The sequence below is a fragment of the Pseudoxanthomonas sp. CCNWLW251 genome (assembly GCF_037402255.1).
Classification (GTDB): Bacteria; Pseudomonadota; Gammaproteobacteria; order Xanthomonadales; family Xanthomonadaceae; genus Pseudoxanthomonas_A.
On the sequence record NZ_JBBEGA010000006.1, the window covers coordinates 51194 to 65372 of the forward strand.

The window sequence follows — 14179 nt, forward strand, 5'->3', positions numbered from 1 at the left end:
TTTGCCTTGCGAAGACATCGAAGCCAAGCCGGTCAGTCATGACGCTTGTGACCTGCGTTGCCGCCCGCATGCGGCAATCGAAGCGTCAGCGAACGACCACCTGGTATTCGACCACTTCCACCGGCAGCACTGTTTCCCACGACCGCCGATAGACCATCCTCACCGTGGCCTCGCCCGGCTTCTCCGCGCGGAACCACCAGCGCGCGATGGATGGCGCACCCGGCATCGGCGGTTGGGTATCCATCGGCGGTGGCGTGGCCGGCCCCGTGGTCTTCGCCAGCACAGGGGAACCATCGGAAGCGAATTCCCACTGGTAACCCGTACTGGCATTGGCCGTCAGGGCGATCTCCAGCACCTGACCCACGCGCATCGTCACCGGCGCGTCGCCTTGCGGGCGGACCAGGCCGTCGTCGGGCAGCGCATCCGTGGGCGGGTCGCTGCCGATGGCCGTCCCGCTGGCGCAGGCGGACAACAGCGTGCACAGGCACAGCGTCGGCAACCACTTCATCGTCGCGTCCTCCCTGGAGACGCCGCCGTTATACACCCGGTCTTTAGGCGCCGTCCGTAGAATGGCCGCATGAGCACCCCCCAGGATTCCTCGCTGGGTCGCGAGGTCGCGTATCCCGCGCATTACGACCCCACCCTGCTGTTCCCGATCCCGCGCCAGGCCGCGCGCGACGAGATCGGCATCGCCGCCGATGCGCTCCCCTTCGTCGGCCATGACCGCTGGCATGCGTACGAACTGAGTTGGCTGGACGCCCGGGGCAAGCCCCGTGTCGCGACGGCCACCCTGACCGTCCCGTGCACCTCGCCATGCCTGATCGAGTCGAAGTCGCTCAAGCTGTACCTCAACTCCCTCAACAGCACGCGCTTCAACAGCGATGCCGCCGTGCTGGAACGCATCGCCACGGACCTGTCGGCGCGGGCCGGCGCGGATGTGGGCGTGGTGCTCGGCCTTCCACCGATGGCGGAAGCACCCGAGGGTGAATCGATCGATGAGCTGGACGTGGAGATCGACCACTACGGCCCGCCGCGTGCCGAGTTCCTGGCCGCCGATCCGGAAGAACAGGTCGAGGAAGTGCTGTCGTCCGGATTGCTGAAGTCGAACTGTCCGGTCACCGGGCAGCCGGATTGGGCGACCTTGGTCATCCGCTATCGCGGCCCACGCATCGACCGTGTCGAGCTGCTGCGCTACCTGGTCAGCTTCCGTGATCACGCCGAATTCCACGAGCAGTGCGTCGAACGCATCTTCCACGACGTGCAGGCGCACTGCCGTCCTTCGTCGCTGTCCGTCGAAGCGCGATACACGCGGCGCGGCGGTTTGGACATAAATCCATGGCGGGCGACGCCCGACGTGGCTGCACCGCTCATGAAGCGCGACGTACGACAGTAAAGTTACTCACGTAACAATAGAGCTGTTTTCACACTCGCGCTATGGATTCTTAACAGGGCGCGTGCAAGTCTTGCTCATCCCACAGCCCGCCAAGAAGGGTGGTTGCAATGAGCACAGAAAAGAAGGCCGACTTCTCTGGCGTCACCGCCAGCGTAGACAGCACGGCTCCCCAAGTTGAGAAAGCTGATTTCTCCGGTGTAACGGCTCGCGTAGACAGCACTGCCGAAATCGTCGGAGAGCAGACCTACACCATCGAGAAGGGCGACACCCTCTCCAAGATCGCTAAAGAGCATCTCGGTAGCGCCAACGCGTGGAAGCAGATCTTCGAAGCCAACCGCGACACCATCGACGATCCCGACCGCATCTTCCCCGGGCAGGTCATCAAGCTGCCGCCGAAGCCCGCCGACGCCTGATCGCCACTCCACTTCATCCACAAGGATCGAACCCATGAAGCAGAATCGTATGTCCTACGCACTGGCCGCCGCGCTGGTCGGTACCGTCGCCCTGGTCGGCTGCAAGAAGAAGGAAGAACCCGTCGTCGCGCCGCCAGCCGTCGTGGAGCCAGCACCCGCACCTGCACCCGTTGAGCCCGCCCCGGCACCGGTCAGCGCCACCAGTGTCACGGTGGGCAGTACCGCCGCAGCTGACAAGTCCGTGGCTGCCGTCGGCATGTTTGGCGTCAAGGACAAGATTATCGTCTCGGTGAAGACCGATGCCGCAACGCCAGCCAATGCCGCGATCGACGCAAAGTTGACGTTCCAGGACGGTCAGGTGGCCGGTCAGCAGACGGCAACTGTGGTGGCGGGCGGCGTGGATACGACCAACATCGAGTTCACCAACGCCAACGCTTGGCCCGCCGGCAAGTACAAGGTCGACGTGACCTTGAATGGCCAGCCGGTCGGCATGACCCAGGAAATCGAAGTCAAGTAATCCGCAAGGCAAGTCTCTCTCCCACATGTGTGGGGCAAGCTCGGGCGTGGAGGAATCCACGCCCGCTTTTTTTGTCTGGCGCCTACCACGGGCGGTTCCAGTCGCAACCTTCCGGACACCCGCCGCTGTCCCGGGACAGCCGGGCACACCATCCATACCCCCTCGTTTTGCCCTGCGTGCGGCGGCGCGCGACAATGGCGCGCTGATTTCCCCATCGCCCCTTGTCGAGAGTCCTGATCCCCATGTCGGATACGCCCCGCATCATCTACACCCTCACCGACGAAGCCCCGTTCCTCGCCACCCAGTCGCTGCTGCCGATCGTCGAGGCATTCACCAAACCCGCCGGCATCGCCGTGGAAACCCGTGACATCTCGCTGGCCGGCCGCTTGCTGTCGCAGTTCCCCGAGTACCTGCGCGACGCGCAGAAGATCAGCGACGACCTGGCCGAGCTGGGCCAGCTGGCGACGCAGCCGGAAGCCAACATCATCAAGCTGCCCAACATCAGCGCCTCGGTGCCGCAGCTGAAGGCCGCGATCAAGGAACTGCAGGCACAGGGCTACCCGCTGCCGGACTACCCGGACGAGCCGAAGGACGACAAGGAAAAGGACGCCAAGGCACGCTACGACAAGGTCAAGGGCAGTGCCGTCAACCCGGTGCTGCGCGAAGGCAACTCCGACCGCCGCGCACCATTGTCGGTCAAGAACTTCGCCCGCAAGCATCCGCACCGCATGGGCGCGTGGAGCAAGGATTCGGCATCGCACGTCGCGCACATGGCATCCGGTGACTTCTTCGGCAGCGAACAGTCCGCCACGCTGGCTGCGGATGGCGCGCTGAAGATCGAACTGGTCGCCAACGACGGCACGGTCACCGTGCTGAAGGACAAGGTGAAGGTGAAGGCTGGCGAGATCGTCGATGCCGCCTCGATGAGCCGCAAGGCGCTGGCCGCGTTCATCGCCGCCGAGATCGCGGATGCCAAGGCGAAGGGCGTGCTGTTCTCGCTGCACCTGAAGGCCACGATGATGAAGGTCTCCGACCCCATCATGTTCGGCGTGGCCGTCAACGAGTTCTACCAGGCCGCGCTGGCCAAGCATGCCACCGTGCTGGAGCAGATCGGTTTCGATGCCAACAACGGTATCGGCGACCTGTACGGCCGCCTGGGTGCACTGCCGGCGGAGCAGCAGGAGGCCATCAAGACCGACCTGCAGGCCGTCTATGCCGACAGCGCCGCCGTGGCGATGGTCAACTCCGACAAGGGCATCACCAACCTGCACGTGCCGAGCGACGTGATCGTCGATGCCTCGATGCCGGCGATGATCCGCGACTCCGGCAAGATGTGGAATGCCGAGGGCAAGCTGCAGGACACCAAGGCCGTCATCCCCGACCGCTGCTACGCCGGCATCTACCAGGCCGTGATCGACGACTGCCGAGCCAACGGCGCGTTCGACCCGGCCACGATGGGCAGCGTGCCCAACGTCGGCCTGATGGCGCAGAAGGCCGAGGAATACGGCAGCCACGACAAGACCTTCCAGATCCCGACCGACGGCACCGTGCGCGTCACTGACGACGCCGGCAAGGTCGTGTTCGAGCAGAAAGTGGAAGCCGGCGACATCTGGCGCATGTGCCAGACCAAGGACGCGCCGATCCAGGACTGGGTGAAGCTGGCCGTCGGCCGCGCGCGCCTGAGCAAGACGCCGGCGATCTTCTGGCTGGACAAGGCCCGCGCGCACGACGCGCAGGTGATCGCCAAGGTGGAGCAGTACCTGAAGGACTACACCATCGACACGCTGGACATCCGCATCCTGCCGCCGGTTGAGGCCATGAAGGTGTCGCTGGAGCGTACCCGCAAGGGCGAGGACACCATCTCGGTGACCGGCAACGTGCTGCGCGACTACCTGACCGACCTGTTCCCGATCATGGAACTGGGCACCAGCGCGAAGATGCTGTCGATCGTGCCGCTGATGGCCGGTGGCGGCCTGTTCGAGACCGGTGCTGGCGGCTCCGCGCCGAAGCACGTGCAGCAGTTCCTGGAAGAGGATTACCTGCGCTGGGATTCGCTGGGCGAATTCCTCGCGCTGGCAGCATCGCTGGAACACCTGGGCCAGCGCTACCTCAACACGCCGGCCAAGGTGCTGGCCAACGCGCTGGACGTGGCCAACGGCCGCATCCTCGACGAGAACCGCTCGCCGGCACGCAAGGTGGGCGAACTCGACAATCGCGGCAGCCACTTCTACCTGGCCCTGTACTGGGCGCAGGCCTTGGCCGCCCAGGACGAGAATGCGGAGCTGAAGGCGAAGTTCGCCCCTCTGGCAACGCTGCTGGCCGACAACGAAGCGACCATCCTTGCCGAACTGAACGGTGCGCAGGGCAAGGCACTGGATATCGGTGGCTACTACCACCCGGACCTGGCGAAGACCGCGGCCGCGATGCGCCCCAGCAAGACCCTCAACGACGCACTGGCGACACTGTCGGCCTGAGTCCAGCGCGTCACCGCTGCCTCCAACGCCCGGCTTTTGCCGGGCGTTGTGTTTCCAGTCTGCGATCTCCACTGTAGGAGGACGTCAGCCCCGACAGGAACAACGTTGGATCGGCCGTCGGAGCTGGTTTTCAACAGCCGAAGGGCTGGTCAGCCCTTCCTACAGACCGGTTGCGACACGATGGAAGACACCCGTGACATCCTGCTGTTCTCGTACGGCACGCTGCAGCTGGAGAGCGTGCAGCGGTCGTCGTTCGGCCGCCGGCTCGAGGGCGAATCCGATGCGATGACCGGCTACACGCAGACGCTGGTGGAGATCACCGACCCCGACGTGCTGGCCGCCAGCGGCGAACGCTTCCATCCCATCGTCAGCCCCAGCGACGATCCGTCCGACGCAGTCGCCGGCACCGTCTTCCGCATCAGTACCGAAGAACTCGCGGCCGCCGACCGCTACGAGGTCGCCGATTACCGGCGCGTGCAAGTGCGCCTGGCGTCCGGCCGCGACGCCTGGGTGTACGTGAAGGCGTGAGTCAGAGCGCATTCCGCCATCCGTTGTGGGAGCGGCCTAAGTCGCGACCGCACGGCTTCGCCGCCGGACAGTTTGCGAGAACGGAAGGATTCCGGTCGCGACTTACGTCGCTCCTACAGGGCGATCTTCCTTGACGCTGGTCAGCGGAACAACGACAGCGAGGTCATCGTGCGCAGCCGACGCGCGCTGAGTCGTTCCAGCGCAAGCCGGTGCCGGACCTTGCCCGCCGCATCATGCACGTGGTGGCGGTGGTCTTCCTGTGCCTGCGGAGGCGCGATGGAATGGACGACATGACCCTGCAGGAACAGCATGCCCTGACTCATGCCTCCCAGCTGCTGCCACCATTGCTGCCTGGTTTCGGATTGCATGGCTTTGCTCCGTTGCGCCGGCGTCCGGCTTGAAGGACTACCAAGGTAGAGGCATCATCGGCCCTGAAAAAGCGAAAGCTCTGCAACCCAGACTTGAGGTGGATTCAAGATGAGTCGGCTACCGCTGGACCAGGTGGATGCGTTCGTCACCGCTGCCCGCCTGCGCAACCTGACGCGTGCGGCGGAAGCCATGCACCTCACCGTCAGTGCGCTGAGCCATCGCATGCGGCTGCTGGAACAGCGACTGGGCCACAAGCTGCTCGCGCGCGGCCCGCGCGGCGTGGAGCTCACCCCGGACGGGCAGCGGCTGTTCGACGCCATCTCCGGTCCGCTCGACACCATCGAGCACGCACTGCGTCGCGCGACGTTGCGCAACGACCACATGGTCACGCTCAGCCTAATTCCGTCGATGGCCACGGCGTGGCTGGTGCCACGCCTGCCGGAGTTCCTGGCGGAACATCCCGAGTTGGGCCTCAACCTGCAATCGAGCACGCACGTGGTCGATTTCGAGCGCGAACCGGTGGACCTTGCATTGCGCCTGGGCGGTGGTCGATGGCCGAACGTGCACGCGGAGTTCCTGTTTCACGAATGGATCACGCCGGTGGCCAGCCCGGCGCTGGTGAAACGGCACGGCAAGCCGGCGCCGGACCAGATGGCGAAGCTGCCGCTGCTCGGTGATCCCGCCAATCGCTGGAAGGACTGGTTCGAACACTTCGGCGGGCAGCCGCCCGCGCGCTACGTGGCGCAGTTCGACGACACCGAAACCCTGCACCAGGCCGCCGCGCAGGGCGTCGGCGTCGCGCTCGCGCGCTGGACGCTGGCCGAGCCGCTGGTGAAGGCAGGCCGGCTGGTGACGCTGACGAAGAAGCGCCTGCAGGCCGATTTCGCCCACTACCTGGTCTATCCCGAGCGCAGCCTGGCGCATCCCGGCTTCCGCACGGTGCGCGGATGGTTGCTGGAACAGGCCGGCGTCGCGGTGGAGCGATGACTCCAGTGCGCGGCGGCTAACATCGCGTCATGGTCCATGCCGACGCCATCGCCCGCCTGATCCACGATGCATTCGCGGATTACCACGCACGCTTCGCGGAGATCACGCGGCGGGCGAAGGTCCGTTTCGAGACGGCGGACTGGTCCGGTGCGCGCACCGATGCGGTGGAGCGCATCGAACTGTACGACCAGTGCATCGCCGAATGTGCGCTGCGGCTGCAGTCCGTGCTGCTGGGGCAGGCGCACGACCGCGCATCGTGGATCGCGGCACGCACCGCGTTCGAGCAGCTCATCACCGGACAGATCGACCGGGAGCTCTACAAGACGTTCTACAACACGCTGAGCGGGCGCTTCTTCCGCACCCGCGGCGTGGATCCCGCACTCGAGTTCGTGGCGCTGGACGTGGAGCCGACCGACGCCATCACCCATCCCGTCGCGCGCCACAGTTATGCCGTGTCCGAGCAGCGTCCCACGGATACGTTCGCGCGCGTGCTGGCGGACTACGGGTTCGAGGTGCCTTACGCGCATCGCACCCGCTGTGCCGCCGCCATTGCCGTGCGCCTGCAGGACGATCTTGCGCACTGGGGCGCGAATCCGGTGCGCGGCATCGAGCTGCTCGACACCGTGTTCTACCGCGAGCGGCGCGCCTACCTGGTCGGCCGCGTCTTCGGCGAACACCGGTTCTCGCCCTGCGTCATCGCCCTGATCAACGACGGCGGACAGCTGAAGGCCGAAGCGGTGCTGACCCATCGCGGCGATGTGGCACACCTGTTCGGCACCTCGCGCAGCTACTTCCATGCCGACCTGACCACCGTGGGCGATGCGGTGGTGTTCCTGCGTTCGCTGTTGCCGGGCAAGCCGATCGACGAGATCTACACCGTGCTGGGTCGCGCCAAGCAGGGCAAGACCGAGCGCTACCGCACCTTCTTCCATCACTTCGCCGCGCATCCCGACGAACGGCTGGTGCATGCCGAGGGCACGCCGGGGATGGTGATGGCGGTGTTCACGCTGCCGAGCTATCCGCTGGTGTTCAAGGTGATCCGCGACCGCTTCGCCTATCCCAAGGCGATGAGCCGGCAGGACGTGGAGGACAAGTACGACCTGGTCTTCCACCTGGACCGCGTCGGCCGTCTGCTGGATACACAGGCATTCCGGTTCCTGCGCTTTCCGCGCGCGCGCTTTTCACCGGAGCTGCTGCGCGAGCTGCGCGAAAGCTGCGGCCAGAGCCTCAGCGAGGATGGCGAGGACCTGGTCATCCACCTGTGCTACGTGCAGCGACGGCTGCGGCCGCTGAACCTGTATCTGCGCGAGCAGAAAGCCGATGCCGCGCGCGCCGCCGCACTCGACTATGGCCAGGCGATCAAGGACATGGCCCGCAACAACATTTTCCCCGGCGACATGCTGCTGAAGAACTTCGGCGTGTCGCGCCATGGCCGCGTGGTGTTCTACGACTACGACGAACTGCGCCTGGTCACCGACTGCCGGTTCCGCGACTGGCCGCAGCCGACCACGTACGAGGAACAGATGGCGGATGCTCCGTGGTTCCACGTGGACGCGGGCGACGTGTTCCCCGAGCGGTTTCCGCAGTTCCTCGGCCTGCCCGATGCGCTGGCGAAGGCGCTGAAGGCGGCGCATGCCGATCTGTTCCGCCCGGCATGGTGGCGCGACCTCCAGTCGCATCTCGGTGCCGGTGATTACCCGGATACTGCGCCGTATCCGGATGCGTTGAGGCTCGCGTGATGGCACGCGTGCCCCCGCAACGGGCATCGCGCTACCCTAGTCGCCACGTGGAGAACGGCTTCCCGCCATGAGTACCTACCGCCTCGATTCGATCTTCAGGCCACGCGCCGTGGCGGTGGTCGGCAGCCAGTCGCGACCACGTTCGGTCGGTCGTGCGGTGATCGAGAACCTGCGCGCCGGTGGCTTCGAGGGCCAGATCGGGCTGGTGAACAAACACCCGACGCCGATGGACGGCATTGCGACCGTGCGGCATCTGCGCGACCTGCCGTGGACACCGGACCTGGTGGTGATCGCCACGCCTGCCGCGACCGTGCCGCAGCTCGCAGCCGAGGCGGCCGAGAAGGGTGCCGGCGCGGTGGTGGTGCTGACCGCGGCGATGGGCAGCGGCCCGGGTTCGCCCGCCGCGCAACTCGAAGCCCTCACGCGCGAGAAAGGCCTGCGCGTACTGGGTCCGAATTGCCTTGGCGTGATCGCCCCGCATGCGCGCCTCAACGCCAGCCTGGCCAGCCGCTTCCCGAAGGCGGGTGACCTCGCGCTGATTTCGCAGTCGGGTGCCATCTCCGGCGGCCTGGTGGAATGGAGCATGAGCCAGCCGGTCGGCTTTTCCGCCGTGGTGTCGTTGGGCGATGCGCTGGACGTGGACTTCGCCGACCTGCTGGATTACTTCGCCACCGACCACCGCACGCGCGCCATCCTGCTGTACGTGGAAGCCATCCGCGACGCACGCAAGTTCATGTCGGCCGCACGCGCCGCCGCACGCACCAAGCCGGTGGTGGTGGTGAAATCCGGCCACAGCGGACGCGCGCAGGTCACGCCGGCCGGCAGCACGCACACGCAGAACCTGGCACGCCCCAACGCGGTCTATGGCGCCGCATTCCGTCGTGCCGGACTGCTGCGCGTGCGCTCCCTGCACGAACTGTTCGCCGCCGCGCGCACGCTGGGCCAGGTGCGCCCGTTCCAGGGCCGGCGGCTCGCCATCCTGACCAACGGAGGTGGCGTCGGCGCACTGTCCGTCGATCACCTGTACGAACAGGGCGGCACGCTGGCCACGCTGTCCGACGCCACGCGCGATGCACTGGATCGCATCCTGCCGGTGGGCTGGTCGCGCACCAATCCGGTCGACCTGCTGACCGACATCGATGCAGACCGTTACGCCGCCACCATCGAAGCCCTGCTCGCCGATCCGGGCAACGACGCATTGCTTGCGGTCAACGTGCCGACGGTGCTGTCCTCGTCCTCGGAGGCGGCCGACGCGGTCACCCGCGTGCTTTCGCACCGCCCGGCGCAGGGGCCGCGCAAGCCGGTCTTCACTGTGTGGCTGGGCAACGATCCGCAGGCCGAAGCCGTGCTCGACGCCGCGCAGGTGCCGCGCTATCCGAACGAATCCGACGCCGTCGCCGGCTTCATGCACCTGGTCCGCCACCGCGAGGTGCAGGCCGCGCTGATGGAGACGCCGCCCAGCCTGCCGGAAGATTTCAGTCCGGACGTCGCCACCGCGCGAGCCCTGGTCGATGCTGCACTCGATGCCGGACAGACCTGGCTGGATCCGCTGGCGACGACGCGGCTGCTCGCCGCCTATGGCATCCCGATGGCCCCCGTGTGGCGGGCCGCCGATGCCGAGGACGCCGCGCGCATCGCCGCGCCGTTGCTGGCCGAGGGCACCACGGTCGCGGTGAAGATCCTTTCTCCCGACATTCCACACAAGTCCGATGTCGATGGCGTCCGCCTCAACCTGCCCCATGCCAACGCGGTGCGCGAAGCGGCCGCGAACATCCTGCAGCGCGCGCGCGAACGGCGGCCGGACGCCCGCATCGAAGGCGTGCTGGTGCAGCCGACGGTCCTGCGGCCCAAGGCGCGCGAGCTGATTGCCGGCATCGCCGACGATCCGGTGTTCGGGCCGGTGATCGCCTTCGGTCGCGGCGGCACCGCGGTCGAAGTGATCAACGACCAGGCCGTCGCCCTGCCGCCGCTGGACCTGCGCCTGGCCCACGAACTGATCGCGCGCACCCGCGTGTCGCGCGTGCTGAAGGCCTACCGCGACGTGCCGGCGGCCGACGAACGCGCGGTCGCGCTGGTGCTGGTCAAGCTGGCGCAACTCGCCGCCGACATCCCGGAGATCCAGCAACTGGACATCAACCCGCTGCTGGCCGACCGCGATGGCGTGGTGGCGGTGGACGCGCGCATCGCGGTCGCGCGCGGTCGGGTGCTGCACAAGGGCCGTGGCCATCCGCGCTTCGCGATCTTCCCGTATCCCACGGAGTGGGAACGCACGATCCTGCTCGCGGATGGCCAGCCGGCGCTGGTGCGTCCCGTGCGGCCCGAAGACGATGCGATGTTCCGCGCATTCTTCACCCACGTCACCGACGAGGACCTGCGCCTGCGTTTCTTCCAGTCGGTGCGCCACTTCAGCCATGAATTCATCGCGCGGCTCACCCAGCTGGACTACGCGCGCTCGATCGCGCTGGTCGCGGTGCATCCGGACACGCACGAGATGCTCGGCGCGGTGCGCCTGCACGCCGACGCGAATTACGAGAAGGGCGAATACGGCATCCTCGTGCGCTCCGACCTCAAGGGCCACGGCATCGGCTGGAAGCTGATGCAGATCATGATCGAGTACGCGCAGTGGCAGGGCCTGAAGCTCATCGAAGGCCAAGTGCTGCGCGAGAACCGCACCATGCTGGCGATGTGCGAGAGCCTCGGCTTCCAGGTGAAGCTGGATCCCGACGATCCGACGCTGATGAACGTCAGCCTGCCGGTGCCTGCATCTACGTGAAGCGCCGCACCGCGATCATTGCAGCCTCCTTTATGCTGGCAACGTCGGCCGCCGGCATGCTGGCATGGACGTCCACGCAACCTGCGCGCCCACCCACGTCTGCGCCCCGCGCATTGATCCCCGCGGGCGCCCAGCTGCTGCAGACCGCCCACTATCGTGTGCACAGCACCGCGACGCCTACACAGACCCAAGAAGTCGCCTCCGCCGCGGAGAGTTTGCACGCCGCCTACATGTCGCTGTTCGCGGACCAGGTGGCGCCGTCGACCACGCCCTTGACCCTGGTGCTCTATCGCGACGCGGACGAGTTCGCGCGCAACAACCGCAGTCGCCCATGGGCAGAAGCTTATTACCTGCGTCCCGCCTGCTACGCGTACTACGCCGTTGGGAGCGCGAACCCACATCACTGGATGCTGCACGAGGCCGTGCACCAACTGAACACTGAAGTCGCAGGCTGGCGCTTGCCCGCGTGGGCCAATGAAGGGGTCGCAGGCTATCTGGGTGCGAGCTGGCTTGAGAACGGCGTACTGACGCCGGGGAGGAGCGACCCGGACACCTACCCGATCTGGTGGTTGTCGCGCATGAAGCTCACCGGGAGCCTGGAGGCCGACGTCGGAGCCGTCCGCTTCATCCCGCTACGCGACCTGCTTGAAAGCAGCGGCCCCGACATCAACCAGCACGTCAATCTGTATTACCTGCACTACTGGGGCCTGACGCACTTCCTGTTCCACTACGAGAACGGCCGGTACGCCGCAGCCTACAAGCAGCTGCTCGCACGGGGTGCGTCGACGTCCGACTTCGAGCGCTTGATCGGCCCGATCGAGGCCATCGAGAAAGCATGGTACGCGTACCTGCTGGACACTATTACGACGATGCAGGCGTACGAAGCGGAGAACGGCATCGAGCGCTGAGTGGGTGATCCTTAAAGCTTTACCACCACCTTGCCGAAGTTCTCGCCGCGCAACAGGCCTATCAGTGCGCGCGGAGCGTTTTCCAGCCCTTCCACGATGTCCTCGCGGTAGCGGATCTTCCCGTCGACGAGCCATGCGCCCATCTCGCGCAGGAACTGTGGATACAGTGCGATGAAATCGTGCTGGATGAAACCGCGCACGGTCAGGTGGCGGGTCAGGATCTGGCTCATCAGCAACGCCACGCGATCGGGGCCACCCGGCAACGTCTTGTCGTTGTAGTGCGCCACCAGCCCGCAGACCGGGATGCGGGCGAAGTCGTTGAGCAGCGGCAACACGGCGTCGAACACCGCACCACCGACATTCTCGAAATAGACGTCGATGCCGTCCGGACATGCCGCGCGCAGTCGCGCCGCGAAATCCGGCGCGCGATGGTCCAGCGCGACATCGAAACCGAGTTCGTCGCGCAGGTAGGCACACTTGCGTTCGCCGCCGGCGATGCCGACGGTACGGGCGCCCTGCAGCTTCGCGATCTGGCCCACGGTCGCACCGACCGGTCCGCTGGCCGCGGCGACCACCACGGTTTCGCCTGGCTTCGGCTGGCCGATCTCGTGCAGGCCGACATAGGCGGTGAACCCCGGCATGCCATACACGCCCAGCGCGGTGGTCAGCGGTGCGACGCGCGCATCCAGCTTGCGCTTGAGTGTCCTGCCATCGGCCACGGCATGCGTCTGCCAACCGCCGTGCGCCAGCACCATGTCGCCGGGCTGCAGGTCGGGGTGGCGCGAGACGATCACTTCCGACACCGTGCCGCCATCCATGACCTCGCCGATCTCGATCGGTTTCGCATACGACCGGCCTGCGTTCATGCGCCCGCGCATGTACGGGTCAAGCGACAGATAGCGGTTGCGCAGCATCACTTCGCCTTCCGCGGGGGCAGGCATCGCCGCTTGTTCCAGACGGAAGTCTTCGAGGGTCGGTTCGCCTTGTGGGCGTGCGGCCAGCACGACGCGGGTGGTATGGATCGCATTCTCTGTTTCCACATCCTGTCTCCATGGCCGCCGACGCCCGCCAGTCTACTCGCCGCTGCACGTCCGGATGCGATGAAGCGTGCACGGCCTGCGGTGGCCGCCATGCCGGCTGAACATGCCGCGTGCTAGTCTCCGCGCACCTTTCTGGAGGGCTCACGCATGACGACTCGCATTCCGCTGTCCCTGGCGCTCGTGGCGGCGCTGGCTGCCTCGCAACCCTTGTTCGCTGCATCGCCGGCCAAGCCTGCCCATGCGACGCAGTCGCTGTCCGCTGCCGATACGGTTGCGCTGGACGCCGCGCTGAAAGGCGAATGGCGTGACCCGAAGAATGCAGCGCGCGACGTCCATCGCCACCCGAAGGAAACCCTGTCGTTCTTCGGCGTGACGCCGACGCAGACCGTGGTCGAGATCACGCCCGGCGGCGGTTGGTACGCGGAAATCCTCGGCCCCTACCTGAAGGCGGGAGGCCAGTATGTCGCCGCCGTGGTCGATCCTGCCTCGGTCGCCGAGAAGAGCCGCAACTACTACCAGCGCAGCGTGGACGGCCTGCAGAAGAAGTTCACCGACGGGCCCGCGCAGTTCGACAAGGCCACGATGGTGAAATACAACCCCGCCGCGCCGGTATTCGGCACCGCAGGCTCCGCCGATGTCGTGCTGACCTTCCGCAACGTGCACAACTGGCGCAGCGCGCAGCAGGCGGAGGGCATGTTCAAGGGCTTCTTCGACGTGCTCAAGCCCGGCGGCGTGCTGGGCGTGGTGGAACACCGCGCGAACCAGGACGTGGCGGCGGACGACGACTCCGGCTATGTCAGCGAGGCGCAGGTCATCGCGCTGGCGGCAGCGGCGGGCTTCCGCCTGGACGCGAAGAGCGAAGTGAATGCGAACCCGAAGGACACCAAGGACCATCCGAACGGCGTGTGGACCCTGCCGCCGTCCAACAACCATCCGGAAGCGGACCGCGCGAAGTACCAGGCGATCGGCGAGAGCGACCGCATGACGCTGCGGTTCGTGAAGCCGCAATCCTGATCTCGCCGCCGACGGCGCCACGTC

Annotated in this window: 13 protein-coding genes; 10 read left to right on the forward strand and 3 right to left on the reverse strand. The window is 66.5% G+C overall.

Annotation, left to right across the window (positions count from 1 at the left end; genetic code table 11):
* Window positions 1–85: 85 nt before the first annotated feature.
* Complete coding sequence (locus WBN46_RS18150; RefSeq protein ID WP_337732805.1) at window positions 86–508, reverse strand: protease inhibitor I42 family protein; 423 nt, start codon at window positions 506–508, stop codon at window positions 86–88.
* A 69-nt stretch (window positions 509–577) separates the two neighbouring features.
* Between WBN46_RS18150 and queF the strand changes: the two genes are divergently transcribed.
* From queF to WBN46_RS18175, 5 genes are all read left to right on the forward strand, one after another.
* Window positions 578–1393: an NADPH-dependent 7-cyano-7-deazaguanine reductase QueF gene (gene queF / locus WBN46_RS18155; RefSeq protein ID WP_337732806.1), complete on the forward strand. Its 816-nt coding sequence runs from the start codon at window positions 578–580 to the stop codon at window positions 1391–1393.
* A 107-nt stretch (window positions 1394–1500) separates the two neighbouring features.
* Entirely contained in the window at window positions 1501–1806 is a 306-nt protein-coding gene (locus tag WBN46_RS18160; protein WP_142122826.1) for a LysM peptidoglycan-binding domain-containing protein, read from the forward strand.
* A gap of 34 nt (window positions 1807–1840) precedes the next feature.
* Window positions 1841–2323: a hypothetical protein gene (locus WBN46_RS18165; RefSeq protein WP_337732807.1), complete on the forward strand. Its 483-nt coding sequence runs from the start codon at window positions 1841–1843 to the stop codon at window positions 2321–2323.
* A gap of 242 nt (window positions 2324–2565) precedes the next feature.
* Window positions 2566–4797: an NADP-dependent isocitrate dehydrogenase gene (locus WBN46_RS18170; protein ID WP_337732808.1), complete on the forward strand. Its 2232-nt coding sequence runs from the start codon at window positions 2566–2568 to the stop codon at window positions 4795–4797.
* 180 nt (window positions 4798–4977) lie between these two features.
* Window positions 4978–5325 carry a gamma-glutamylcyclotransferase family protein gene (locus WBN46_RS18175; protein WP_337732809.1) on the forward strand — a complete coding sequence of 116 codons (348 nt, stop codon included), beginning with the start codon at window positions 4978–4980 and terminating at the stop codon, window positions 5323–5325.
* A gap of 140 nt (window positions 5326–5465) precedes the next feature.
* On the opposite strand, the gene WBN46_RS18180 is transcribed toward WBN46_RS18175, so the two are convergent.
* On the reverse strand, window positions 5466–5693 hold the full coding sequence (locus WBN46_RS18180) for a hypothetical protein (RefSeq protein WP_337732810.1): 228 nt from the start codon (window positions 5691–5693) through the stop codon (window positions 5466–5468).
* Window positions 5694–5802: 109 nt separating this feature from the next.
* Between WBN46_RS18180 and WBN46_RS18185 the strand changes: the two genes are divergently transcribed.
* The 4 genes from WBN46_RS18185 to WBN46_RS18200 all read left to right on the forward strand — a co-directional run bounded on the left by WBN46_RS18185 (window position 5803) and on the right by WBN46_RS18200 (window position 12101).
* A complete protein-coding gene (locus WBN46_RS18185; RefSeq protein WP_337732811.1) occupies window positions 5803–6681 on the forward strand; it encodes a LysR substrate-binding domain-containing protein in 879 nt (292 codons plus the stop codon).
* A 29-nt stretch (window positions 6682–6710) separates the two neighbouring features.
* On the forward strand, window positions 6711–8420 hold the full coding sequence (aceK, locus tag WBN46_RS18190) for a bifunctional isocitrate dehydrogenase kinase/phosphatase (protein WP_337732812.1): 1710 nt from the start codon (window positions 6711–6713) through the stop codon (window positions 8418–8420).
* Window positions 8421–8487: 67 nt separating this feature from the next.
* Window positions 8488–11193, forward strand: coding sequence for a bifunctional acetate--CoA ligase family protein/GNAT family N-acetyltransferase (locus WBN46_RS18195; protein WP_337732813.1), 2706 nt, complete (start codon window positions 8488–8490; stop codon window positions 11191–11193).
* A 230-nt stretch (window positions 11194–11423) separates the two neighbouring features.
* The gene (locus WBN46_RS18200; protein WP_337732814.1) at window positions 11424–12101 is read left to right on the forward strand and encodes a hypothetical protein; all 678 of its coding nucleotides are present in this window, start codon (window positions 11424–11426) and stop codon (window positions 12099–12101) included.
* Window positions 12102–12112: 11 nt separating this feature from the next.
* Here WBN46_RS18200 and WBN46_RS18205 read toward each other — a convergent pair whose 3' ends face one another.
* Window positions 12113–13141, reverse strand: a complete 1029-nt coding sequence (locus WBN46_RS18205) for an NADP-dependent oxidoreductase (protein ID WP_337732815.1) — start codon at window positions 13139–13141, stop codon at window positions 12113–12115.
* Window positions 13142–13288: 147 nt separating this feature from the next.
* On the opposite strand from WBN46_RS18205, the gene WBN46_RS18210 reads away from it, so the two are divergent.
* Window positions 13289–14155, forward strand: a complete 867-nt coding sequence (locus WBN46_RS18210) for a methyltransferase (protein WP_337732816.1) — start codon at window positions 13289–13291, stop codon at window positions 14153–14155.
* The last annotated feature ends 24 nt before the right edge of the window (window positions 14156–14179 follow it).

Bases quoted from the DNA above. Each gene is read 5' to 3' on its own strand.
- WBN46_RS18150 (WP_337732805.1), bottom strand. From the start codon at position 508: ATGAAGTGGTTGCCGACGCTGTGCCTGTGCACGCTGTTGTCCGCCTGC.
- queF (WP_337732806.1), top strand. From the start codon at position 578: ATGAGCACCCCCCAGGATTCCTCGCTGGGTCGCGAGGTCGCGTATCCC.
- WBN46_RS18160 (WP_142122826.1), top strand. From the start codon at position 1,501: ATGAGCACAGAAAAGAAGGCCGACTTCTCTGGCGTCACCGCCAGCGTA.
- WBN46_RS18165 (WP_337732807.1), top strand. From the start codon at position 1,841: ATGAAGCAGAATCGTATGTCCTACGCACTGGCCGCCGCGCTGGTCGGT.
- WBN46_RS18170 (WP_337732808.1), top strand. From the start codon at position 2,566: ATGTCGGATACGCCCCGCATCATCTACACCCTCACCGACGAAGCCCCG.
- WBN46_RS18175 (WP_337732809.1), top strand. From the start codon at position 4,978: ATGGAAGACACCCGTGACATCCTGCTGTTCTCGTACGGCACGCTGCAG.
- WBN46_RS18180 (WP_337732810.1), bottom strand. From the start codon at position 5,693: ATGCAATCCGAAACCAGGCAGCAATGGTGGCAGCAGCTGGGAGGCATG.
- WBN46_RS18185 (WP_337732811.1), top strand. From the start codon at position 5,803: ATGAGTCGGCTACCGCTGGACCAGGTGGATGCGTTCGTCACCGCTGCC.
- aceK (WP_337732812.1), top strand. From the start codon at position 6,711: ATGGTCCATGCCGACGCCATCGCCCGCCTGATCCACGATGCATTCGCG.
- WBN46_RS18195 (WP_337732813.1), top strand. From the start codon at position 8,488: ATGAGTACCTACCGCCTCGATTCGATCTTCAGGCCACGCGCCGTGGCG.
- WBN46_RS18200 (WP_337732814.1), top strand. From the start codon at position 11,424: ATGTCGCTGTTCGCGGACCAGGTGGCGCCGTCGACCACGCCCTTGACC.
- WBN46_RS18210 (WP_337732816.1), top strand. From the start codon at position 13,289: ATGACGACTCGCATTCCGCTGTCCCTGGCGCTCGTGGCGGCGCTGGCT.